Origin of the sequence: Sorangium sp. So ce124 (genome assembly GCF_051525235.1) — a bacterium.
GTDB lineage: Bacteria > Myxococcota_A > Polyangia > Polyangiales > Polyangiaceae > Sorangium > Sorangium atrum.
In genome coordinates, this window is record NZ_CP150312.1 from 8,308,259 (window position 1) to 8,333,546 (window position 25,288).

At 70.2% G+C, this 25,288-nt stretch carries 4 protein-coding genes; all 4 read left to right on the forward strand.

Going from position 1 to position 25,288, the window contains the following annotated elements; all coding sequences use genetic code 11:
• The first annotated feature begins 69 nt into the window (after positions 1-69).
• The 4 genes from WMF19_RS31030 to WMF19_RS31045 all read left to right on the forward strand — a co-directional run bounded on the left by WMF19_RS31030 (position 70) and on the right by WMF19_RS31045 (position 24,809).
• The gene (locus WMF19_RS31030; protein WP_437893689.1) at positions 70-6,123 is read left to right on the forward strand and encodes an AAA family ATPase; all 6,054 of its coding nucleotides are present in this window, start codon (positions 70-72) and stop codon (positions 6,121-6,123) included.
• Between the two features lie 212 nt (positions 6,124-6,335).
• Entirely contained in the window at positions 6,336-12,368 is a 6,033-nt protein-coding gene (locus WMF19_RS31035; RefSeq protein ID WP_437893690.1) for an AAA family ATPase, read from the forward strand.
• 207 nt (positions 12,369-12,575) lie between these two features.
• Complete coding sequence (locus WMF19_RS31040) at positions 12,576-18,626, forward strand: AAA family ATPase (protein WP_437893691.1); 6,051 nt, start codon at positions 12,576-12,578, stop codon at positions 18,624-18,626.
• 129 nt (positions 18,627-18,755) lie between these two features.
• Positions 18,756-24,809, forward strand: coding sequence for an AAA family ATPase (locus WMF19_RS31045; protein WP_437893692.1), 6,054 nt, complete (start codon positions 18,756-18,758; stop codon positions 24,807-24,809).
• The last annotated feature ends 479 nt before the right edge of the window (positions 24,810-25,288 follow it).

The window sequence follows — 25,288 nt, forward strand, 5'->3', positions numbered from 1 at the left end:
AGCGCTTTTGGCAGTGTATCGAATTGAACCGCAGCACGCCGCTGACGCCCCGGGTTCAAAGATCCTCCGATGCCCCATAGTCCACGTTACCGCGTGCTGGAGGTGCTGCACCACGGTGCAGATACCCTCCTCTACCGCGCGCGGAGCGAGGAGGACGGCCGATCGGTGGTGCTCAAGGTCCTGCGGCGCGACCACACGAGCCCCCACGCTCTCGGGCGGCTCCAGCACGAGCACGAGATCGCCAGCGCGCTCGATACGGCGGTCGTCGTCAAGGCCTACGCGATGGAATCGCTCGGCGACCAGGCCGCGCTGGTCCTGGAGGACTTCGGCGGCCGCTCGCTCGACCGGCTGCTCGATGGCAACGGGCCGATGCGCGGGATGCGCGGGATGCGCGGGATGCGCGGGATGCGCGGGATGCCGATCGAGCGCTTCCTCCCCCTCGCCCTCCGCATCGCCGCCGCGCTCGCCGAGCTCCACCGACACCACGTCATCCACAAGGACATCAAGCCCCAGAACCTGCTCTACAACCCCGACACCGGCGAGGTGAAGATCACCGATCTCGGCATCGCCTCCCTCTCCCCCCGCGAATCCCAGGACCTCGTCCACAACAGCCTCATCGAGGGCACGCTGGCTTACATGGCGCCTGAGCAAACAGGCCGCATGAACCGCTGGATCGACGAGCGGACCGACCTGTACTCCCTCGGCGTCACCTTCTACGAGATGCTGACGGGCGCCCTGCCCTTCCAGGCCAGCGATCCCGTCGAGTGGGTCTATTGCCATATCGCGCAGAGCCCGGTCCCACCCCACGCGCTCGTCCCCTCGATTCCACCGGTCCTGTCCGAGGTCGTCCTCAAGCTGCTCTCCAAGGCCGCCGAGGAGCGTTACCAGAGCGCCCTCGGCCTGCGCCACGACCTGGACGAGTGCTTCGCGAGGTGGCGGGCGACCGGCGAGATTCAGCCCTTCGCGCTCGGAGAGCGCGATCTCTCCGACCGGTTCCGCGTCCCGCAGCGGCTCTACGGCCGCGAGCGCGACGTGGAGGCGCTGCTCGCCGCGTTCGAGCGCGTGGTCGCAAACGGCCGGCCAGAGCTCGCGCTCGTCTCGGGCTACTCGGGCATCGGCAAGTCCTCGCTCGTCGCCGAGCTGCACAGGCCCGTCGTGCGCGAGCGCGGCTTCTTCCTCTCCGGAAAGTTCGATCAGACCGCGAGAGATGTCCCCTACCTCCCTTTCTTGCAGGCGTTCCGGGCGCTGTTTCAGGAGATCCTCGGCACGAGCGAGGAGCAGGTAGAGCGCTGGCGAGCGCGCCTCCGCGAGGCCCTCGACCAGAACGGCAGGCTGCTCGCCGACGTGCTCCCCGAGGTCGAGCTGCTCCTCGGCCCGCAGCCGCCCGTGCCCGAGCTCCCGCCCACCGAGGCACAGGCCCGGCTGCACGCGACGCTCCAGCGCTTCGTCGCCGCGTGCGCCCGGAAGGAGCACCCCATGGCGCTCTTCCTCGATGATCTCCAGTGGGCCGACGCGGCCAGCCTCCTCCTGCTCGAGCACCTCGCCACCCATGCCGGCGGCGCGCACCTGCTGCTGATCGGCGCCTACCGGGACAACGAGGTCGGCCCAGCGCACCCGCTCCGGCTCACGCTCGCCGAGGCCCGGAAGCGCGGCGCCGCCGTCTCCGAGCTCTTCCTCGAGCCGCTCTCCGCCGCCCATGTCCGGGCGCTCGTCGCCGAGGCCGTCCACGCGCCCGAAGCGCAGGTCGAGCCGCTCTCGCAGCTCGTCCACGAGAAGACCGCCGGCAACCCCTTCTTCGTTCTCCAGTTCCTGATCGCGCTTCACGAAGACGGGCTCATCGCCGTCGACGCAGAGCAGCGCATGTGGCGGTGGGACATCGCCGCGATCCGCGACAAAGGCTTCACCGACAACGTCATCGAGCTGATGGCCGGCAAGCTGAACCGGCTCTCTGTCCCGACACGCGACGCGCTCAAGCTCGCCGCGTGCCTCGGCAGCAGCCTGGACCTCGACACCCTCGCGCTGCTCGCGCGCCGTAGCCCGGCGGAGCTCCGCGACGCGCTCGAGGAGGCCGTCCGGGAGGGGCTGCTCCTGCGCCAGAGCAACGGAGTTCGATTTCTCCACGACCGGGTGCAGCAGGCCGCAACTTCGCTCATCCCGGCAGAGCAGCTCGCCGAGGTGCACCTCCGGATTGGCCAGCTCCTGTTGAAGGGGCGGCGCCAGGACGAGCGCGACGAGGTGCTCTTCGACGCCGTCGGCCACCTCAACCGCGGCGCCGCGCTCCTCCGTTCCCGGGCCGAGCGGGACGAGGTCGCCGCGCTGAACCTCCGCGCCGGCAGGAAGGCCAAGGCCGCCGCGGCCTTCCAGTCCGCCGCCGCGCTCTTCGCCGCGGGCCTCTCCCTGCTCGCGCCGGATTCCTGGGAGACGCAGCACGAGCTGACCTACGGCCTGACCTTCGAGCGCGCGCACGTCGCGTACATCACCGGCGCCATCGACGACGCCGAGCGGCTCCTCGAGGCGCTCGAGGATCGCGCGAGGACCAGGAGCGAGACGGCCGCCGTCGTCGAGCTCGTCATCACGCTGAAGGTCACCCGCGGGCAATACGCCCGCGCGGCGGAGATCGGGCTCGCGTGGCTCCGCACCTACGACATCGATCTTCCCTTCCTCCCCACCGACGCACAGCTCGAAGAGGAGACGAAGAGCGTCTGGCAGGCCCTGGGCGACCGGGCGATCGAGGACCTGATCCATCTGCCCCCCATGACGCACCCGGAGATCAAGGCCACGATGAGCGTGCTGCTGGGCGCTGGCATCCCCGCGTCCTTCGTCAACGCGAACCTGTCCTTTCTCATCGTCCTGCGCATGGTCCAGCTCAGCCTGCGCCACGGCAACGCCGAGAGCTCCCCTCACGCGTACATTTCCTTCGCGAGGATGTTCGGCCCGAAGTTCGGGCGATACAAGGAGGCCTATCGGTTCGGAAAGCTCGGCTGCGACCTCGCGGACAGGAGCGGCCTCCTCACCACGAAATCGGCGGTGTTCACCGTCTTTGGACAGCATGTCGTCTTCTGGACGCGCCACTACCGAGAGACGTATCCGTACTCGCGCGCCGGCTTCAGCGCCGCGGTCGAGTCGGGCGATCTGAACCACGCGTGCTTCAACCGCATGTGGGACGCGCTGTTCCGGCTGCTCTCCGGCGAGCCGCTCGCGGACGTGATCCATCAGATCGACGAGCGCCTCGGCTTCGTGCGCAGCGCCGGTCACCCGTTCGCCCATGGCATCCTCCTCGGCGCGCGCGGCATGATCCAGATGCTGCGAGGGAGGCCGGTCCGCCTCTCGATGCTCGATGGATCCGAGCTGGATCTGCCGGCCTTCGAGGCGCGGCTCGGCGAGGGGGACCTGCAGAACGTTCAAAGCTTCTATCATGAAATGAAGGCCCAGGCGCTCTTCGTGCTCGGCGCTCCGGGAGAGGCGCTCGAGGCGGCGGCCCGCGCGATGATCGAGCATGGACACGGGGTCGTGCCGACCGCCCTCCTCGCCGAGAACTTCTATTATTCCGCGCTCGCGCTCGCGGCCCTCCTCGACGCGCCGCACGCGGAGCGGGAATCCCCGCCGCTGGAGCTCCCCGAGCAGCTGCTCGACTGCGAGCGGCGGCTCGGCGAGTGGGCCAGGAACGGCCCGGACAACTTCCTCCACAAGCACGCCCTGGTCCGCGCCGAGATAGCCCGGCTCCGCGGGCAGGAATCGGAGGCGATCCGGCTCTACGAGCAGGCCATCTCCTCGGCGCAAGAGGGCGGCTTCGTCCAGCACGAGGCCATCGCCTGCGAGCTCGCTGCCCGGTTCTACCACGCGCGCGGCCTCGCCACGGGCGCCGACGCTTACCTGGAGAAGGCCCGCGCCGCCTACTTCCGCTGGGGCGCCCACGCCAAGGTGGATCAGCTCGACCAGCGCTATCCCCACCTCGCCCCGCGCAAGCCGATCGCGCCCACCGTCACGTTCGCCGTGCGGGCCGAGCAGTTCGACGTCCTCTCCGTCGTGAAGGCCTCTCAGAGCATCTCCGGCGAGCTCAAGCTCCCGCGCCTGCTCGAGACGCTGCTGCGCATCGTGGTCGAGCACGCGGGCGCCGAGGAGGGCCATGTGCTCCTGGTCCGGCAAGATCGCGTGTCGACCGCGGCGGCGATCGCCGCGTCCGGCGGCGCGGCGCGGCTGCTCGACGCGGGCGAGGCGGCGGCGGCCGCGCTGCCGCAGTCCATCCTCAACTACGTTCGCCGCAGCCACGAGCGCGTGCTGCTCGCCGACGCCGCCGCGAGGCACCCGTTCATGGAGGACGAGTATTTCGGCCGCAAGAGGCCGAGATCGGTGCTGTGCCTCCCGATCGTGCACCGGGCCCGGCTGCTCGGCCTGCTTTACCTGGAGAACAGGCTCGTCACCGGCGCGTTCACCCCAGGGCGGCTCACCGTGCTCGAGCTGCTCGCCTCGCAGTCGGCCATCTCGCTCGAGAACGCCATGCTCTATACCGACATCGAGCAGGAGAACGCCGAGCGGCGGCGGGCAGAGCGAGAGCTCCGTGAGAGCCAGGCCACGCTGCAGGCCATCGTCGACAACTCCGCCGCCGCCATCTACCTCAAGGATCGCGACGGCCGGTACCTGCTCGTCAACCGGCGGGCGAGCCGAATCCTCGGCACGAAGGCCGAGCAGCTCGTCGGCAAGACGGGCGCCGAGGTCTTGCCCGCCGCGTTCGTCGAGGCCGCCGGCGACCACGACCGCAAGGTGCTCGAGGCGGGCGCGCCGATGGAGTTCGAGGAAGAGGTGCTGATAGACGGGGAGCTGCGCACCCACCTGTCGATCAAGTTCCCGCTCGGCGAGGACGTCATGCCCGGCGTGCTCTGCGGGATCTCCACCGACATCACCGAGCGCAAGCGCGCCGAGCTCGCCGAGCGCTTCCTGGCCGACGCGAGCCGGAGGCTCATGGCCCTCGGCTACGGCGCGACCCTCGACAGCGTGGCGCAGCTCGCCGTGCCCGAGCTGGCCGATCGCTGCGTCATCGACATGGGCCTCGCTCACGGCGACCCGGCTCACGCGGTCACCGCGGGCGTGCCGCAGGAGCTCGCAGGCGCGTTGATGGACGCGCTGCGGCCCCTGGCAGCGAGCTCTGTCGACCGCCCCGAGGTGGGCGAGCTCCGCGCTGCGCCGCTGCTCGAGCAGCTCGGCATTCACTCCTTCCTCCGGGTCCCGCTCCTCGCGCGCGACCGGCGCTTCGGGGTCATGACCCTGCTGGCGACCGCGCCACGGCGCCGCTACGGCCCCGCTGACCTGTGGCTCGCCGAGGAGCTCGGGTTACGCGCGGCGCTCGCGCTCGACAACACCCGCCTGTTCGCCGACGCCCAGGTGGCGATCGAGCGCCGGGACGAGTTCCTCCTCGTCGCATCCCACGAGCTCAAGACGCCGCTCACCTCGCTCACGATGCAAGCGCACCTCCTCGCTCGGCTCCTGCCCCGCGTCCAGCGCGCCGAGGTCTCTCCGGAGCGCATCGACGCGGCGATCCAGGTCCTCAACCGACAGATCGCGCGCCTCGCCCACCTGGTCAACGAGCTGCTCGACGTCACCCGCCTGAACGCCGGCCACCTGACGCTCGCGCGCGCGCCGGTCGATCTGGCCGCCCTGGCGCGTGAGGTGTTCGAGCGGATGAAACAGCAGCTCGCCGACGCCCGCTGCCCCACGAAGCTCGATCTGGAAGGGCCCGCGGTCGGGGACTGGGATGCTTCTCGCATGGAGCAGGTCCTCATCAACCTGCTGTCCAACGCGATCAAGTACGGCGCGGGAGGCCCCGTTCACATCGTCGTGCGCACCGAGGGCGATCGCGCGCGGCTCGTCGTCCGCGATCACGGCATGGGCATCGCCGAGGCCGATCAGACAAGGATCTTCGAGCGCTTCGAGCGCGCCGTCTCCGTCCGCAACTTCGGCGGCCTCGGCCTCGGCCTCTACATCGTTCGATGGATCGTCACCTCTCACGGCGGCACCATCCGCGTCGAGAGCAAGCCGGGCGCGGGCGCCACCTTCATCGTCGAGCTCCCCTTGCGCCCGGCGGACGCCGAGACAGACACCCAGGGCGCTCCCTTCCCGCCGGAGTAAGCCTCCACCGGGCAGGCGCGCTCACTCAATCGGCCGCGACGGACACGCACCCTTTCCGTCCTGGCTTCCGCCGTGCATGACGGCCGCGCCGCCGCAGGCGAGCCAGCGCGAGAGCAGGCCGCCGTTTGCTCGTGACGCGGCGCACCGCTTTTGGCAGTGTATCGAATTGGACCATGGCACGTCGCTGACGCACCGTTTTCAAGGTTCTTCCTATGCCCCATAGTCCACGTTACCGCGTGCTGGAGGTGCTGCACCAAGGTGCGGATACCCTCCTCTACCGCGCGCGGCGCGACGAGGACGGCCGGCCGGTGGTGCTCAAGGTCCTGCGGCGCGACCACGCCAGCCCCCGCGCCCTCGGCAGGCTCCAGCACGAGCTCGAGGTCGCCAGCGCGCTCTATACGGCGGCCATCGTCAAGCCGTACGCAATCGAATCGTTCGACGACCAGGCGGCGCTGGTCCTGGAGGACTTCGGCGGCCGCTCGCTCGATCAGCTGCTCGAGGGCGACGGGCCGATCCCGCTCGAGCGCTTCCTCCTCCTCGCCCTCCGCCTGACAGCGGCGCTCGCCGAGCTGCACCGGCGGCACGTCATCCACAAGGACATCAAGCCCCAGAACCTGCTCTGGAATCCCATCACCGACGAGGTGAAGATCACCGATCTCGGCATCGCCTGCCGTCTGCCCTGCGAATCCCAGGACGTCATCCACAACGGCCTCATCGAGGGGACGCTCGCCTACATGGCGCCGGAGCAGACAGGCCGAATGAACCGCCGGCTCGACGAGCGGACCGACCTGTACTCCCTCGGCGTCACCTTCTACGAGATGCTGACGGGCGCCCTGCCCTTCCAGGCCAGCGATCCCGTCGAGTGGGTCTATTGCCATATCGCGCAGAGCCCGGTCCCACCCCACGCGCTCGTCCCCTCGATTCCACCGGTCCTGTCCGAGGTCGTCCTCAAGCTGCTCTCCAAGGCCGCCGAGGAGCGCTACCAGAGCGCGGCGGGCCTGCGGCACGACCTGGACGAGTGCTTCGCGAGGTGGCGGGCGAGCGGCGCCATACAGCCCTTCGCGCTCGGGGAGCGCGATCTCTCCGACCGGTTCCGCGTCCCGCAGCGGCTCTACGGCCGCGAGCGCGACGTGGAGGCGCTGCTCGCCGCGTTCGAGCGCGTGGTCGCAAACGGCCGGCCAGAGCTCGCGCTCGTCTCGGGCTACTCGGGCATCGGCAAGTCCTCGCTCGTCGCCGAGCTGCACAGGCCTGTCGTGCGCGAGCGCGGCTTCTTCCTCTCCGGAAAGTTCGATCAGACCACGAGGGATGTCCCCTACCTTCCTTTCCTTCAGGCGTTCCGGGCGCTGTTTCAGGAGATCCTCGGCGCGACCGAAGAACAGGTCGAGCGCTGGAGACGCCACCTGCGGGAGGCGCTCGGCCAGGACGGCAGTCTGCTCGCCGACGTGCTCCCCGAGCTCACGCTCCTCCTCGGCCCGCAGCCGCCGGTGCCCGAGCTCCCGGCCACCGAGGCCCAGAGCCGGCTCCTCGCCGCGCTCCAGCGCTTCGTCGCCGCCTGCGCCCGGAAGGAGCACCCCGTCGCGCTCTTTCTCGATGATCTCCAGTGGGCCGACGCGGCCAGCCTCCTCTTGCTCGAACAGCTCGCCACCTACGCCGAGCCCGAATACCTCCTGCTGATCGGCGCCTACCGGGACAATGAGGTAGGCCCGGCGCACCCGCTCCGGCTCACGCTCGCCGAGGCCCGAAAGCGCGGCGCCGCCGTCTCCGAGCTCTTCCTCGAGCCGCTCTCCGCAGCCCACGTCGGCGCGCTCGTCGCCGAGGCCGTCCACGCGCCCGAAGCGCAGGTCGAGCCGCTCTCGCAGCTCGTCTACGAGAAGACCGCCGGCAACCCCTTCTTCGTGCTCCAGTTCCTCTTCGAGCTGCACCAGGAAGGTCTCATCACCCTCGACGCCGAGCAGCGCGTGTGGCGCTGGGACATCGCCGCCATCCGCGACAAGGGCTTCACCGACAACGTCGTCGAGCTGATGGTGGGCAAGCTCAAGCGGCTCTCCATCCCGGCGCGGGACGCGCTCAAGCTCGCCGCGTGCATCGGCAACACGCTGGACCTCGACCCCCTCGCGATCATCGCACGCCGTCCGGCGGAGGAGCTCCGCGACGCGCTCGGGGAGGCCGTGCGGGAGGGGCTGCTCCTCCGCCGGGGCTCTGGCTATCGCTTCCTCCATGACCGGGTGCAGCAGGCCGCGTATTCGCTGATCCCGCCCGAGCAGCTCGCCGAGGTGCACCTCTGCATCGGCCAGCTGCTCGTGAAGGCGCAGCGCGCCGACGAGCGCGACGCGTCGCTCTTCGACGTCGTCGGCCACCTCAACCGCGGCGCCGCGCTCCTCCGTTCCCGAGCCGAGCGGGACCAGGTCGCCGCGCTGAACCTCCGCGCCGGCAGGAAGGCCAAGGCCGCCGCGGCCTTCCAGTCCGCCGCCGCGCTCTTCGCCGCGGGCCTCTCCCTGCTCGCGCCGGACTCCTGGGAGACGCGGCACGAGCTGACCTTCGAGCTGACCTTCGAGCGCGCGCACGTCGCGTACATCACCGGCGGCTTCGACGAGGCCGAGCGGCTCCTCGAAGCGCTCCGCCAGCGCGCGAGGACCCATGGCGAGACAGCCGCCGTCGTCGAGCTCGCGCTCGCCTTCTACCTGACCCGCGGGCAATGCGCCCGCGGGGTGGAGATCGGGCTCTCGTGGCTCCGCGGCTGCGGCATCGAGCTCCCGCTCCACCCCACCGACGCACAGCTCGAAAAGGAGGCGGAGTGCGTCTGGCGGGTCCTGGGCGAACGGGCGATCGAGGACCTGATCCATCTGCCCCCCGTGACGCACCCGGAGATCAAGATCACGATGGGCGTGCTGCATGCGATGGCCACGCCTGCGTTCTTCGCGGACGTGGACCTGCACTGTCTCATGGTCCTGCGCAGGGTCGAGCTCAGCCTGCGCCACGGCAACGCCGAAAGCTCCGCTTACGCGTACGCCGATTTCGCGAGGGTGCTCGGCCCCAGGTTCGGGCGATACCAGGAGGGGTATCTGTTCGGCAAGCTCGGCCACGACCTGGCGGAGCGGAGCGGCCTCCTCACCACGAAATCGGTGGTGTTCACCGTCTTTGGACAGCATGTCCTGTTCTGGACACGCCACTACCGAGAGACGTATCCGTACTCGCGCGCCGGCTTCAGCGCCGCGGTCGAGTCCGGTGACCTGAACATGGCGTGCCTCAACTGCATCTGGGTCGCGCTGTTCAGGCTGCTCTCCGGTGAGCCGCTGGAGGACGTACTCCGCGAGGTCGACGAGCGGCTCGGCTTCGTGCGGAGGGCCGGGTACGCGTACGCGCACAGCTCCCTCCTCGGCGCCCACGCGATGATCCAGGCGCTGCGCGGGAGGCCGGTCCGCGTCTCGATGCTGGACGGGTCCGAGCTGGATGCGTCGGCCTTCGAGGCGCGGCTCGACAAGGGGGATCTGCACCGGATCCGCAGCCGCTATTATAGCTTGAAGGCCCAGGCGCTCTTCGTGCTCGGCGCTCACAGCGAGGCGTTCGCGGCGGCGACCCGCGCGATCCACGAGAACCCCTTGAGGACCGAGCCGCACGCGCTCATCGCCGAGAATTGCTACTATCTCGCGCTCTCGCTCGCGGCGCTCGTCGACGCCGGGCGGGAGCGCGGGGCGCGCGAGGCGCATGATGCGCGGCCCTCCCCGCCGGTGGAGCTCCCCGAGCAGCTCCTCGAGTGCGAGCGGCAGCTCGGCGAGTGGGCCAGGAACGGCCCTGACAATTTCCTCCACAAGCACGCCCTGGTCCGCGCCGAGATCGCCCGGCTCCGTGGGCAGGAATCGGAGGCGATCCGGCTTTACGAGCAAGCCGCGTCGTCTGCGCAAGAGGGCGGCTTCGTCCAGCACGAGGCCATCGCCAGCGAGCTCGCCGCGGCGTTTTACCGCGCGCGCGGCCTCGCCACCCCCGCGGACGCCTGCCTGCAAAAGGCCCGCTCCGCCTATTTCCGCTGGGGCGCGCACGCCAAGGTGGAGCAGCTCGATCAGCGCTATCCCCACCTCGCCCCGCGCCAGGCGATCGCGCCCACCGTCACGTTCGCCGTGCGAGCCGAGCAGTTCGACGTCCTGTCCGTGGTCAAGGCCTCTCAGAGCATCTCCGGCGAGCTCCAGCTCCCGCGCCTGCTCGAGATGCTCCTGCGCGTCGCGATCGAGCACGCGGGCGCCGGAGAGGGGCACGTCCTCCTGGTCCGGAAGGATCGGCTGTCGATCGCGGCCGCGCTCTCGACATCCGGTGGAACGCCGCGGCTGCTCGACGCGGGCGAGGCGGCGGCGACCGCGCTACCGCAATCCGTGCTCAACTACGTTCGCCGCAGCCACGAGCGCGTGCTGCTCGACGACGCGACCGCGAGGCACCCGTTCCTGGAGGACGAGTATTTCAGGCAGAGGGGGTCGAAATCGGTGCTGTGCCTCCCGATCGTGCGGCATACCCGGCTGCTGGGCCTGCTTTACCTGGAGAACAGGCTCATCACCGGGGCGTTCACCCCCGGGCGGCTCAGCGTGCTCGAGCTGCTTGCGTCGCAATCGGCCATCTCGCTCGAGAACGCCATGCTGTATGCCGAGGTCGAGCGGGAGAACGCCGAGCGGCGGCGGGCCGAGCAGGCGCTGAAGACCAACCAGGCGACCCTCCAGGCCATCGTCGACAACTCCGCTGCGTCCATCTACGTCAAGGATCGCGAAGGCCGGCTCCTGCTCGCCAACCGGCACGTGCGCGCCGTCATGCGCATGCCGATCGAGGCGATCGTCGGAAAGACGGTCGCCGAGATCGTGTGTTCTCCGGTCGTCGAGACCTTGCAGGACCACGACAGGAAGGTGCGCGAGACGGGCGCGCCGATGGAGTGGGAGGAGGAGCTGCCGCTGGAGGACGGGCTTCACACCTTCCTGTCGGTCAAGTTCCCTCTCGGGGAGGAGGTCATGCCCGGCGGGCTCTGCGGCATCTCCACCGACATCACCGAGCGCAAGCGCGCCGAGCTGGCCGAGCGCTTCCTCGCCGAGGCGAGCCGCAAGCTCATGGCCCTCGGCTACGGCGCCACCCTCGAGAGCGTCGCGCAGCTCGCCGTGCCCGCGCTGGCCGACTGGTGCGTCATCCACGTGGACCTCGCCGACCGCGCCCCGGGAACCACGATCACCGCAGGTGTGCCGGACGGCCTCGAAGGTGCGGTGATGGACGCGCTGCGGTCCCCGGCGGCGACCTCGCCGGATCGCCCGGAGGTGGGCGACTTCCGCGCCGCGCCCCGCCTGGAGCAGCTCGGCGTTCACTCCTTTCTCCGCGTTCCGCTCCTCGCGCGCGACCAGTCTTTCGGGGTCATGGCGTTGCTGGCGACCGCGCCTCGACGCCGTTATGGCCCTGCCGACCTGCGGCTCGCCGAGGAGCTCGGGAGCCGCGCCGCGCTCGCGCTGGACAACAGCCGTCTGTTCGCCGAGGCCCAGGCGGCGATCGAGCGCCGGAACGAGTTCCTCCTCGTCGCATCGCACGAGCTCAAGACACCGCTCACCTCGCTGAAGATGCAGGCGCACCTGCTCGAGCGGCTGCTGCCCCGCTACCGGCGCGCGGAGATCTCCCCGGAGCGCATCGACGCCGCGCTCCAGGTCCTCAACCGACAGATCGCGCGCCTCGCCCACCTGGTCAGCGAGCTGCTCGACGTCACCCGACTGAACGCCGGCCGGCTCACCCTCACGCGCGCGCCGTTCGATCTGGCGGCCCTGACGCGAGAGGTCGTCGAGCGGATGAGACAGCAGCTCGCGAGCGCACACTGCCGCGCCGAGCTCGATCTGGAAGGGCCCGTGGTCGGGCACTGGGATGCCTCTCGCATGGAGCAAGTCCTCATCAACCTCCTGTCCAACGCGCTCAAGTACGGCGCGGGGGCTCCCATTCACGTCGTCGTGCGCGGCGAGTGCGATCGCGCGCGGCTCGTCGTCCGCGATCACGGCATCGGCATCGCCGAGGCCGATCAGGCCAGGATCTTCGAGCGCTTCGAGCGCGCCGTCTCCGTCCGCAACTTCGGAGGTCTCGGACTCGGCCTCTACATCGTTCGATGGATCGTCGCCTCTCACGGCGGCGCCATCCGCGTCGAGAGCCAGCCGGGCGCGGGCGCCACGTTCGTCGTCGAGCTGCCTTTGCATGCGGCGGAGACAGAGACGGACGGCCAGGATGCCCTGCTCCCGCAGGCGTAGGTGCGCGCTGCGCGCTCGCCACCCGACTGCGCGTCAGCAGCTCGCTTTCCGTCCACGCCATCGCCATGCCTGGGCGAGGGAGTCGCCACAGGCGAGCTGGCGCGAGAACGCGCCGCCGTTTGCCCGTGACGAGGCGCACCGCTTTTGGCAGTGTAGCGAGTTGAGCCGCAAGTCGTCGCTGGCGCCTCGGTTTTCAAAGATCCTCCTATGCTCGATAGTCCACGCTACCGTGTGCTGGAGGTGCTGCACCAAGGTGCGGACACGATCCTCTACCGCGCGCGGCGCGAGGAGGACGGCCGGCCGGTGGTGCTCAAGGCCCTGCGGCGCGATCACGCGAGCCCCCGCGCCCTCGGCAGGCTCCAGCACGAGCTCGAGGTCGCCAGAGCGCTCGATTCGCCCGTCGTCATCAAGGCCCATGGGATCGAGCCATTCCGCGACCAGGTAACCCTGGTCCTCGAGGACTTCGGCGGCCGCTCGCTCGACCGGCTGCTCGATGACGACGGGCCGATGCGCGCGATGGGCGGGATGCGCGGGATGGGCGGGATGCCGATCGAGCGCTTCTTCCCCCTCGCCGTCCGCCTCACCGGCGCGCTCGCCGAGCTGCATCGGCACCGCATCATCCACAAGGACATCAAGCCCCAGAACCTGCTCTACAACCCCGACACCGGCGAGGTGAAGATCACCGATCTCGGCATCGCCTCCCTCTCCCCCCGCGAAGCCCAGGAGCTCGCCCACGACGGGCTCATCGAGGGCACGCTCGCCTACATGGCGCCTGAGCAGACGGGCCGCATGAACCGCCGGATCGACGAGCGGACCGACCTGTACTCCCTCGGTGTCACTTTTTACGAGATGCTGACGGGCACCCTGCCCTTCCAGGCCAGCGATCCTGTCGAGTGGGTCTATTGCCACATCGCCCAGGCGCCGCGGCCGCCGCACGCGCTCGTCCCATCGATTCCACCGCAGCTCTCCGCCGTCGTCCTCAAGCTGCTCTCCAAGGCCGCCGAGGAGCGTTACCAGAGCGCCCTCGGCCTGCGCCACGACCTCGACACGTGCTTCGCAAGGTGGCAGTCGACCGGCGCCATCGAGCCCTTCGCGCTCGGCGGGCGCGATCTCTCCGACCGGTTCCAGGTCCCGCAGCGGCTCTACGGCCGCGAGCGCGAGCTCGAGGCGCTGCTCGCCGCGTTCGAGCGCGTGGTCGCGAACGGCCGGCCAGAGCTCGTGCTCGTCTCGGGCTATTCGGGCATCGGCAAGTCCTCGCTCGTCGCCGAGCTGCACAGGCCCGTCGTGCGCGAGCGCGGCTTCTTTCTCTCCGGCAAGTTCGAGCAATTCAAGCGCGACGTCCCTTACCACGCCTTTCTCCGGTCATTCCGGGCGCTCTCGCGGGAGCTCCTGTGCGCGAGCGAGGAGCAGCTCGAGCGCTGGAGAGAGCGCCTCCGCGAGGCCCTCGGCCAGGACGCCAGTCTGCTCGCCGACGTGCTCCCCGAGCTCACGCTCCTCCTCGGCCCGCATCCGCCCGTGCCCGAGCTTCCCCCCGCCGAGGCGCAGAGCCGGCTGCTCGCCGCGCTCCAGCGCTTCGTCGCCGCCTGCGCCCGGAAGGAGCACCCCGTCGCGCTCTTTCTCGATGATCTCCAGTGGGCCGACGCGGCCAGCCTCCTCCTGCTCGAGCAGCTCGCCACCTATACCGGCTCCGAGCACCTCCTGCTGATCGGCGCCTACCGCGACAACGAGGTCGGCCCCGCGCACCCGCTCCGGCTCACGCTCGCCGAGGCGCAGAAGCGCGGCGCCGCCGTCTCCGAGCTCGTCCTCGCGCCGCTGTCGGCCGCCCACGTCGGCGCGCTCGTCGCCGAGGCCGTCCACGCGCCCGAAGCGCAGGTGGAGCCGCTCTCGCAGCTCGTCCACGAGAAGACCGGCGGCAACCCCTTCTTCGCTCTCCAGTTCTTCATCGCCTTGCACGAAGAGCGGCTCATCACCCTCGACGCCGACGAGGGCGCATGGCGGTGGGACATCGCCGCCATCCGCGACAAGGGCTTCACCGACAACGTCGTCGAGCTGATGGCGGGCAAGCTCAAGCGCCTCTCGGCCCCCGCGCACGACGCGCTCAAGCTGGCCGCGTGCCTCGGCAGCAGCCTCGACCTCGAACCCCTGGCGGTGGTCGCGGGCCGTCCAGCGGCGGAGCTCCGCGACGCGCTCGAGGAGGCCGTGCGGGAGGGGCTCCTGCTCCGCCGGGGCTCTGGCTATCGCTTCCTCCATGACCGGGTGCAGCAGGCCGCTTATTCGCTCATCCCGGCAGAGCAGCTGGCCGAGGTGCACCTCCGGATCGGCCAGCTGCTCTTGAAGGCACGGCGCGCCGACGAGCCCGACGAGGCGCTCTTCGATGTCGTCGGCCACCTCAACCGCGGCGCCGCGCTCCTCCGTTCCCAGGCCGAGCGCGACGAGCTCGCCGCCCTCAACCTCCGCGCCGGCAGGAAGGCCAAGGCCGCCGCGGCCTTCCAGTCCGCCGCCGCGCTCTTCGCCGCGGGCCTCTCCCTGCTCGCGCAGGCCTCCTGGGACGCGCAGCACGAGCTGACCTACGACCTGACGCTCGAGCGCGCGCACGCCGCGTACATCACAGGCAGCTTCGACGAGGCCGAGCGGCTCCTCGAAGAGCTCATGGAGCGCGCGAGGACCAGGACCGAGACGGCCGCCGCCGTCGAGCTCATCGTCACGCTCCAGTTGATCCGCGGGCAATCGGCCCGCGCCGTGGAGATCGGCCTCTCGTGGCTCCGCACCTGCGACATCGCTCTTCCACGCCTCCCCACGGACACACAGCTCGAAGAGGAGACGAAGGGCGTCTGGCAGGCCCTGGGTGAAGGGGCAATCGAGGACCTGATCCACCTGCCCTCCATGACCGACCGGGAGGTCAAGCTGACGATGGGCGTGCTGGAGGGCGCGGGCATCGCGGCGTCCTTCATGACCCCGAACCTCTACTTTCTCATCTTCCTGCGCATGGTCCAGCTCAGCCTGCGCCACGGCAACGCCGAGGGCTCCGCTGTCGCGTACACGTCGTTCGCGAGGATGTTCGGCCCGAGGTTCGGGCGATACAAGGAGGCCTATCGGTTCGGCAAGCTCGGCCACGACCTGGCGCAGAGGAGCGGCCTCCTCACCACGAAATCGATGGTGTTCGCCACCTTCGGACACCATGTCGTCTTCTGGACACGCCACTACAGAGAGACGTATCCGTACGGGCGCGCCGGCTTCAGCGCCGCGGTCGAGTCCGGCGCGCTGAGCATGGCGTGCTTCAACTGCATGTGGGACGCGCTGTTCCACCTGCTCTCTGGCGAGGCGCTCGACGACGTGCTCCACGAGGTCGACGAGCGCCTCGGCTTCGTGCTCAGCGCGGGCTTCGCGTTCGCGCACGGCGCCCTCCTCAGCGCCCACGCCATGATCCAGGCGCTGCGCGGGAGGCCGGTCCGCTTCTCGATGTTCGACGGCTCCGAGCTGGATACTCCGGCCTTCGAGGCGCGGCTGAAGGAGGGAGAGCTGGAGACCGCGCGCGAATTCTATTACAGCTTGAAGGCGCAGGCGCTCTTCGTGCTCGGCGCTCCCGGGGAGGCGCTCGAGGCGGCGACCCGCGTCGTCACCGAGCAACCCTTCTGGAACCAGCCGCACGCGCTCATGGCCGAGAGCTTCTATTATCTCGCGCTCTCGCTCGCGGCCCTCTCCAGCGCGCCGCACGCGGAGCGCGGCTCCCCGCCGCGGGAGCTCCCGGACCAGCTGCTCGACTGCGAGCGGCAGCTCGGCGCGTGGGCCGCGAGCGGCCCCGACAACTTCCTCCACAAACACGCCCTGGTCCGCGCCGAGATCGCCCGGCTCCGCGGGCAGGACCTGGAGGCCATCGGCCTCTACGAGCAGGCCATCTCCTCGGCGCGCGAGGGCGGCTTCGTCCAGCACGAGGCCATCGCCTGCGAGCTCGCCGCCCGGCTCTACCGCGACCGCGGCCTGTCCACGCCCGCAGACGCTTACCTCCAGAAGGCACGCGCCGCCTACTTCCGCTGGGGCGCCCACGCCAAGGTGGAGCAGCTCGACCAGCGTTATCCCTTCCTCGTCGAGCGAAAGCCGATCGCGCCCACCGTCACCTTCGCCGTCCGCGCCGAGCAGTTCGACGTCCTTTCCGTCGTCAAGGCCTCTCAGAGCATCTCGGGAGAGCTCAAGCTCCCGCGCCTGCTCGAGATGCTCCTGCGCACCATGGTCGAGCACGCGGGCGCCGAGCAGGGGTGCGTCCTCCTGGTCCGGGGCGAACGCCTGTGGAGCGCGGCGATCGAGGCGCCGGGGGGCGCGGTGCGGATGCGCGACGCGGGCGAGGCCCCTCCGGCCGCGCTGCCGCAATCCATTCTCAACTACGTCCGCCGCAGCCACGAGCGCGTCCTGCTCGACGACGCCTCCGCCAGACACCCGTTCTCGGAGGACGAGTATTTCACGCGCAAGCGGCCGAGATCGGTGCTGTGCCTCCCGATCGTGCGGCAGGCGCGGCTGCTCGGCCTGCTCTACCTGGAGAACAACCTCGTCACCGGCGCGTTCACCCCGGGGCGGCTCACCGTGCTCGAGCTGCTCGCCTCGCAGTCGGCCATCTCGCTCGAGAACGCCATGCTCTATACCGATATCGAGCAGGAGAACGCCGAGCGCCGCCGGGCGGAGCGGGAGCTCCGCGAGAGCCAGGCCACGCTGCAGGCCATCGTCGACAACTCCGCCGCCGCCATCTTCCTCAAGGATCGCGAGGGCCGGTATCTGCTCGTCAACCGCCAGGCGAGCAACGTCGCCGGCCTGCCGGGCCATCGGCTCCTCGGAAGGACCGACGCCGAGCTCTTGCCTGCTGCGCTCGCCGAGATCATCGGCGATCACGACCGGCGGGTGCTCGAGGCAGGCGAGCCGCTCGAGTTCGAGGAAGAGGTGACGATGGAGGACGGGCCGCACACCTTCCTGTCGCTCAAGTTCCCTCTCGGGGAGGAGGTCATGCCCGGCGTGCTCTGCGGCATCTCCACCGACATCACCGAGCGCAAGCGGGCCGAGCTCGCAGAGCGTTTCCTGGCCGACGCGAGCCGCAAGCTCATGGCCCTCGGCTACGGCGCCACACTCGAGAGCGTCGCGCAGCTCGCCGTGCCCGAGCTGGCCGACCGGTGCGTCATCCACGTGGAGCTCCCCAGCTGCACCGCGGGACACACGGTGACCGCAGTCACGGCGGGCGTGCCGGCCGAGCTCACAGGCGCGGTGACGGACGCGCTGCGGCCCCTGGCAGCGACCTCGCCGGACCGCCCAGAGGTGGGCGACGTCCGCGCCGCGCCCCGCCTGGAGCAGCTCGGCGTTCACTCCTTCCTTCGCGTCCCGCTCCTCGCCCGCGACCGGCGCTTCGGGGTCATGACCCTGCTGGCGGCCGCGCCCCGGCGCCGGTTCGGCCCCGCCGACCTGTGGCTCGCCGAGGAGCTCGGGCTCCGCGCCGCGCTCGCGCTCGACAACACCCGCCTGTTCGCCGAGGCGCAGGAGGCGATCGAGCGCCGGAACGAGTTTCTCCTGGTCGCCTCGCACGAGCTCAAGACGCCGCTCACCTCGCTCACGATGCAAGCGCACCTCCTCGCCCGGCTCCTGCCCCGCCTCCAGCGCGCGGAGGTCGCTCCGGAGCGCATCGACGCCGCGATCCAGCTCCTCAACCGCCAGATCGCGCGCCTCGCCCACCTGGTCAACGAGCTGCTCGACGTCACCCGCCTGAACGCCGGCCGGCTCTCCCTGGCGCGCGCGCCCGTCGATCTGGCGGCCCTGACGCGCGAGGCCGTCGAGCGAATGAGGCAGCAGCTCGCGGACGCCCGCTGCCGCACCCAGCTCGATCTGGACGAGCCGGTGGTCGGGGACTGGGATGCTTCTCGTATGGAGCAGGTCCTCATCAACCTGCTGTCCAACGCGATCAAGTACGGCGCGGGGGCCCCCATTCACGTCGTCGTCCGCGGCCTGGAAGGCCGCGCGCTGCTCGTCGTCCGCGATCACGGCATGGGCATCGCGGAGGCCGACCAGGCCAGGATCTTCGAGCGCTTCGAGCGCGCCGTCTCCGTCCGCAACTTCGGCGGTCTCGGCCTCGGCCTCTACATCGTTCGGTGGATCGTCACCTCCCACGGCGGCACCATCCGCGTCGAGAGCACGCCAGGCGCGGGCGCTGCGTTCATCGTCGAGCTGCCTTTGCATGCGGCGGAGACAGAGACGGACGGCCAGGGCACCTTCCTCCCGCCGGCGTAAGCGTTCTCCGGGAGCCTCAGGCGGCGCTGACGCGCCGCCGTTTGCTCGTGACGAGGCGCGGCGCTTTTGGCAATGTACCGGGTTGAACGGCAGCACACCGCCGGTGACCCGGATTTCAAAGATCCTCCTATGCTCGATAGTCCACGTTACCGCGTGCTGGAGGTGCTGCACCAAGGTGCGGACACGATCCTCTACCGCGCGCGGAGCGAGGAGGACGGCCGGCCGGTGGTGCTCAAGGTCCTGCGGCGCGACCACGCCAGCCCCCGCGCCCTCGGCAGGCTCCAGCACGAGCTCGAGGTCGCCAGGGCCCTGGAGTCGCCCGTCGTCGTCCGAGCCTACGGGATCGAGCCGTTCCGCGACCAGATGACCCTGGTCCTGGAGGACTTCGGCGGCCGCTCGCTCGACCGGCTGCTCGATGGCGATGGGCCGCTGCGCGGGATGCGCGGGATGCCGATCGAGCGCTTCCTCCCCCTTTCCGTCCGGCTGACAGCCGCCCTCGTCGAGATGCACCGGCGGCACGTCATCCACAAGGACATCAAGCCCCAGAACCTGCTCTACAACCCCGACACCGGCGAGGTGAAGATCACCGATCTCGGCATCGCCTCCCTCTCTCACCGCGAAGCCCAGGAGCTCGCCCACGACGGCCTCATCGAGGGCACGCTCGCCTACATGGCGCCTGAGCAGACGGGCCGCATGAACCGCCGGGTCGACGAGCGGACCGACCTGTACTCCCTCGGCGTCACCTTCTACGAGATGCTGACTGGCACCCTGCCCTTCCAGGCCAGCGATCCTGTCGAATGGGTCTATTGCCACATCGCCCAGGCGCCGCAGCCGCCGCACGCGCTCGTCCCCTCGATTCCACCGCAGCTCTCCGCCATCGTCCTCAAGCTGCTCTCCAAGGCCGCCGAGGAGCGCTACCAGAGCGCCCTCGGCCTGCGCCACGACCTCGAACGGTGCTCTTCCCAGCTGCGCCAGAGCGGCGCCGTCGAGCCCTTCCCGCTCGGACAGCGCGACGCCTCCGACAGGTTCCAGATCCCGCAGCGGCTCTACGGCCGCGAGCGCGAGGTGGAGGAGCTGCTCGCCGCGTTCGAGCGCGTGGTCGCCAGAGGCCGGCCAGAGCTCCTGCTCGTGTCGGGCTACTCGGGCATCGGCAAGTCCTCGCTCGTCGCCGAGCTGCACAGGCCCATCGTGCGCGAGCGCGGCTTCTTCCTCTCCGGCAAATTCGATCAGCTCAAGCGCGACGTCCCTTACCGCCCCCTCCTTCACGCCTTCCGGGGGCTCGTGCAGGAGATCCTCAGCGCCAGCGAGCAGCAGGTCGAGCGCTGGAGAGAGCGCCTCCGCGAGGCCCTCGGCGCGAGCGGCGGATTGCTCACCGACATGCTCCCCGAGCTCGCCCTGCTCCTCGGCCCGCAGCCGCCCGTGCCCGAGCTCCCGCCCGCCGAGGCCCAGAGCCGGCTGCTCGCCACGCTCCAGCGCTTCGTCGCCGCCTGCGCCCGGAAGGAGCACCCCGTCGCCCTCTTCCTCGACGACCTGCAATGGGCCGACCCCGGCAGCCTCCTTTTGCTCGAGCAGCTCGCCACCCTCGCGGGCGACGCGCACCTCCTCGTGATAGGCGCTTATCGCGACAACGAGGTCGGCCCCGCGCACCCGCTCCGGCTCACGCTCGCCGAGGCCCAGAAGCGCGGCGCCGCCGTCGGCAACATCGTCCTCGAGCCGCTCTCCGCAGCCCACGTCGGCGCGCTCGTCGCCGAGGCGGTCCACACACCGGAAGCGCAGGTCGAGCCGCTCTCAGGGCTGGTGTACGAGAAGACCGGTGGCAACCCCTTCTTCGTGATCCAGTTCCTCATCACCCTGCACGACGAGGGGCTCATCACCTTCGATGCCGACGAGGGCGCATGGCGCTGGGACAGCGCCGCCATCCGCGACAAGGGCTTCACCGACAACGTCGTCGAGCTGATGGTGGGCAAGCTGGAGCGGCTCCCCGTCGCCACGCGCGACGCGCTCAAGCTCGCCGCGTGCCTCGGCGACGGCGTGGACCTCGACACCCTCGCGATCATCGCGCGAAGGCCGGCGGACGCGCTGCGCACGGCGCTCCAGGAGGCCGTGCGGGAGGGTCTGCTGCTCCGCGGGGACAGCGCCTATCGCTTCCTCCACGACCGGGTGCAGCAAGCCGCTTATTCGCTCATCCCGCCAGGACAGCTCGCCGAGGTGCACCTCGGGATCGGCCAGCTGCTCTTGAAGGCACGGCGCGCGGAGGAGCCCGATGAGGCGCTCTTCGATGTCGTCGGCCACCTCAACCGCGGCGCCGCGCTCCTCCGTTCCCAGGCCGAACGCGACGAGCTCGCCGCCCTCAACCTCCGCGCCGGCAGGAAGGCCAAGGCCGCCGCCGCCTACCAGTCCGCCGCCGCCCTCTTCGCGGCGGGCCTGGCCCTCCTCGCGCAAGATCCCCGCGAGCGCTGGGAGACTCGGTACGATCTGACCTACGACCTGAGCCTCGAGCGCGCGCACGCCGCCTACGCCACCGGCAGCTTCGAGGAGGCCGAGCGGCTGCTCGACGAGCTCATGGAGCGCGCGAGGACCAAGATCGAGCGAGCCGCCGTCGTCGAGCTCGCCGTCGCCTTGCACGTGACCCGCGGGCAGTGCGCCCGCGCCGTGGAGCTCGGGCTCTCATGCCTTCGCGCCTGGGACATCGAGCTGTCGCTCCCCGTCACCGACGCGCAGGTCGAAGAAGAGACCGAGAGCGTCCTGCAGGCCCTGGGCGGCCGGGCGATCGAGGATCTGGTCAACCTGCCCCCCATGGAGCACCCCGACATCAAGGTAGCGATGCGCGTCCTCATGGGCGTGAACATCCCTGCCTATTTCGTGGATGTGAAGCTGCACTATCTGCTCCTCGTGCGGATGGTCAAGCTCAGCTTGCGCCACGGCAACGCGGAGAGCTCCGCCCAGGCGTACACCGCATTCGCGCGGATGTTCGGCCCGCGGTTCGGGCAATACCGTGACGCCTACCTGTTCGGAAAGCTCGGCTACGACCTCGCGGACAGGGGCCACGTCCTCGCCACGAAGGGCGCGGTGTTCACCCTGTTCGGGCAGCAGATCGTCTTCTGGACGCGCCATTACAGAGAGACCGGCTTCACTGCTCGCCGCGGCTTCAACGCCGCGGTGGAGGGCGGCGACTGGAACAACGCATGTTACAATTGCATCTGGGCGGCGATGTTCCCGCTGCTCTCCGGCGAGCCGCTGGAGGACGCCCTCCACCTGACCGAGGACCGCCTCGCCTTCGTGCGCAAGGCCGGCTACGCGTTCGTCTATGACATCCTCCTCGGCGCCCGGCACCTCATCCAGGCGCTGCGCGGGCGGCCGGTCCATTACGCGATGCTGGATGGCGCCGAGCTGGATCAGGCGGCCTTCGAGGCGCGGCTCGGCCGGGAGGGGGCGATCGTCTCTGGCTGCTTCCACTTCAGCATGAAGGCTCAGGCGACGTTCATCCTCGGCTCTCCCCGGGAGACGCTCGCGGCGACGACCCGTGTGGTCGTCGACTACGACTGGAAGTTCGACGCGTGCGCGCTGTACGCCGAGTGCTTCTATTATCGCGCGCTCGCGCTGGCCGCGCTCGTCGACGATGAGGATCGCGCGGCGGCGCCGTCGCCCCGGCCGGAGCTGCCGGAGGGGCTGCTCGACTGCGAGCGGCAGCTCGGCGCGTGGGCCGCGAGCGGCCCCGACAACTTCCTCCACAAACACGCCCTGGTCCGCGCCGAGATCGCCCGGCTCCGCGGGCAGGACCTGGAGGCCATCGGCCTCTACGAGCAGGCCATCTCCTCGGCGCGCGAGGGCGGCTTCGTCCAGCACGAGGCCATCGCCTGCGAGCTCGCCGCCCGGCTCTACCGCGACCGCGGCCTGTCCACGCCCGCAGACGCTTACCTCCAGAAGGCCCGCGCCGCCTATTTCCGCTGGGGCGCGCACGCCAAGGTCGAGCAGCTCGACCAGCGTTATCCCTTCCTCGTCGAGCGAAAGCCGATCGCCCCCACCGTCACCTTCGCCGTGCGAGCCGAGCAGTTCGACGTCCTTTCCGTCGTCAAGGCCTCTCAGAGCATCTCCGGCGAGCTCAAGCTCCCGCGCCTGCTCGAGATGCTCCTGCGCATCGTGGTCGAGCACGCGGGCGCCGGAGAGGGGTATGTGCTCCTGCTCCGGGAAGATCGCCTGTCGACCGCGGCGGCGATCGCCGCTTCCGGGGGCGCCACGCGGCTGCTCGACGCGGGCGAGGCGGCGGCGGACGCGCTGCCGCAATCCATTCTCAACTATGTTCGCCGGAGCCATGAGCGCGTGCTGCTCGACGACGCTGCCGGGCGGCACCCGTTCTCGGAGGACGAGTATTTCACGCGGAAGAATCCGAGGTCCGTGCTGTGCCTGCCGATCGTGCGGCAAGCGCGGCTGCTCGGCCTGCTCTACCTGGAGAACAAGCTGGTGGCCGGGGCGTTCACCCCGGGGCGGCTCACCGTGCTCGAGCTGCTCGCCTCGCAGTCGGCCATCTCGCTCGAGAACGCCATGCTCTACGCCGATATCGAGCAGGAGAACGCCGAGCGGCGCCGGGCGGAGCGCGAGCTCCGCGGGAGCCAGGCCACTCTGCAGGCCATCGTCGACAACTCGGCTGCGACCATCTACCTCAAGGATCGCGACGGCCGGCACCTGCTCGTCAACCGCGAGGTGGGCCGCCTCCTGGGCATGCCGCCCGAGCAGCTCATCGGCAAATCGACCACCGAGCTCTTCCCTTCCACGGATCTCGAGATCATCGCTGACAACGACCGGCGGGTGCTCGACACGGGCGAGCCGCTGCAGTGCGAGGAGGAGGTGATGATGGAGGACGGGCCGCACACCTACCTGTCGCTCAAGTTCCCGCTCGGGGAGAGCGTCATGCCCGGCGTGCTCTGCGGCATCTCCACCGACATCACCGAGCGCAAGCGCGCCGAGCTGGCCGAGCGCTTCCTCGCCGAGGCGAGCCGCAAGCTCATGGCCCTCGGCTACGGCGCCACCCTCGAGAGCGTCGCGCAGCTCGTCGTGCCCGAGCTGGCCGACCGGTGCGTCCTCCACGTGGATCTCGCCCGGGACGCCCCGGGGCGGACGGTCACCCCGGTCACCGCGGGCGTGCCGGCCGAGCTCGCAGGCGCGTTGATGGACGCGCTGCGGCCCCTGGCAGCGAGCTCTCCGGATCACGCCGAGGTGGGCGACATCCGCGCGGCGCCCCTCCTGGAGCCGCTCGGCGTTCACTCCTTCCTCCGGGTCCCGCTCCTCGCCCGCGACCGGCGCTTCGGGGTCATGACCCTGCTGGCGGCCGCGCCGCGACGCCATTACCGGCCGGCGGACCTGTGGCTGGCCCAGGAGCTGGCGAGCCGCGCCGCGCTCGCCCTCGACAACAGCCGCCTGTTCGCCGAGGCCCAGGTGGCGATCGAGCGCCGCGACGAGTTCCTCCTCGTCGCATCCCACGAGCTCAAGACACCGCTCACCTCGCTCAAGATGCAGGCGCACCTCCTCGCCCGGCTCCTGCCCCGCCTCCAGCGCGCCGAGGTCGCTCCGGAGCGCATCGACGCCGCCATCCAGGTCCTCAACCGACAGATCGCGCGCCTCGCCCGCCTGGTCAACGAGCTGCTCGACGTCACCCGCATGAACGCCGGCCGCCTCACCCTCGCGCGCGCGCCGTTCGATCTGGCGGCCCTGACGCGCGAGGTCGTCGAGCGGATGCACCAGCAGCTCGCCGACGCCCGCTGTCGCACCCAGCTCGATCTGGAAGGGCCCGTGGTGGGCGACTGGGATGCTTCTCGTATGGAGCAGGTCCTCATCAACCTGCTGTCCAACGCGATCAAGTACGGCGCGGGGGCCCCCGTTCACGTCGTCGTGCACGGCGAGGGCGATCGCGCGCTGCTCGTCGTCCGCGATCACGGCATCGGCGTCGCGGAGGCCGACCATGCCAGGATCTTCGAGCGCTTCGAGCGCGCCGTCTCCGTCCGCAACTTCGGGGGTCTCGGCCTCGGCCTCTACATCGTTCGGTGGATCGTCGCCTCCCACGGCGGCACCATCCGCGTCGAGAGCCAGCCGGGCGCGGGCGCCACGTTCGTCGTCGAGCTGCCTTTGCATGCGGCGGAGACAGAGACGGCGGCGGACGGCCGAGGGGACGTGTTCCCACACGCCTAGCTCCGGGTCGCCCAGGTTCCTCCCTCGTCGGTGGGGTTAGGCCCGTTCGTTTCTCCCCAAGCGGGGCCTTGGTCATCGCCATCGCCCCGTCCATCGCCAGCCAGTGCCGCTCGATGCCGATGAACTCGTCGTACGCCAGCGGCCCGCGGCGCCAGACCTCTCGAAACACACCCGCTTCGATCCCTTCAAGGGATCGCCAACGCGCTGAGGAATGGCTGCAGATTCCTGTCGCATCGGGTGCCTCCACTGACAACCTGTCCATAGGACGACGAAGATGGGGGCCATGGACATGCGATCGGATAGGTGCGAGTTCTGGCAGCCGAGTGGGTGCGCCTTGCGCGGCGGCAGCGATGGTTCCGTCTCTGTCCAGCTAGCGTCGGGGAGCCCCAACCATCATCCTTGAGCTGCTTCGTGTGCCGGCGACTGCCGCGTCTCGCGCTAAAGTCAAGCCATCTCGCGAGGACATCCGCTTGCTTCCG

What these genes read in the sequence shown, in the direction of transcription:
- WMF19_RS31045 (WP_437893692.1), top strand. Translation starts at nt 18,756, where the DNA reads ATGCTCGATAGTCCACGTTACCGCGTGCTGGAGGTGCTGCACCAAGGT.
- WMF19_RS31030 (WP_437893689.1), top strand. Translation starts at nt 70, where the DNA reads ATGCCCCATAGTCCACGTTACCGCGTGCTGGAGGTGCTGCACCACGGT.
- WMF19_RS31035 (WP_437893690.1), top strand. Translation starts at nt 6,336, where the DNA reads ATGCCCCATAGTCCACGTTACCGCGTGCTGGAGGTGCTGCACCAAGGT.
- WMF19_RS31040 (WP_437893691.1), top strand. Translation starts at nt 12,576, where the DNA reads ATGCTCGATAGTCCACGCTACCGTGTGCTGGAGGTGCTGCACCAAGGT.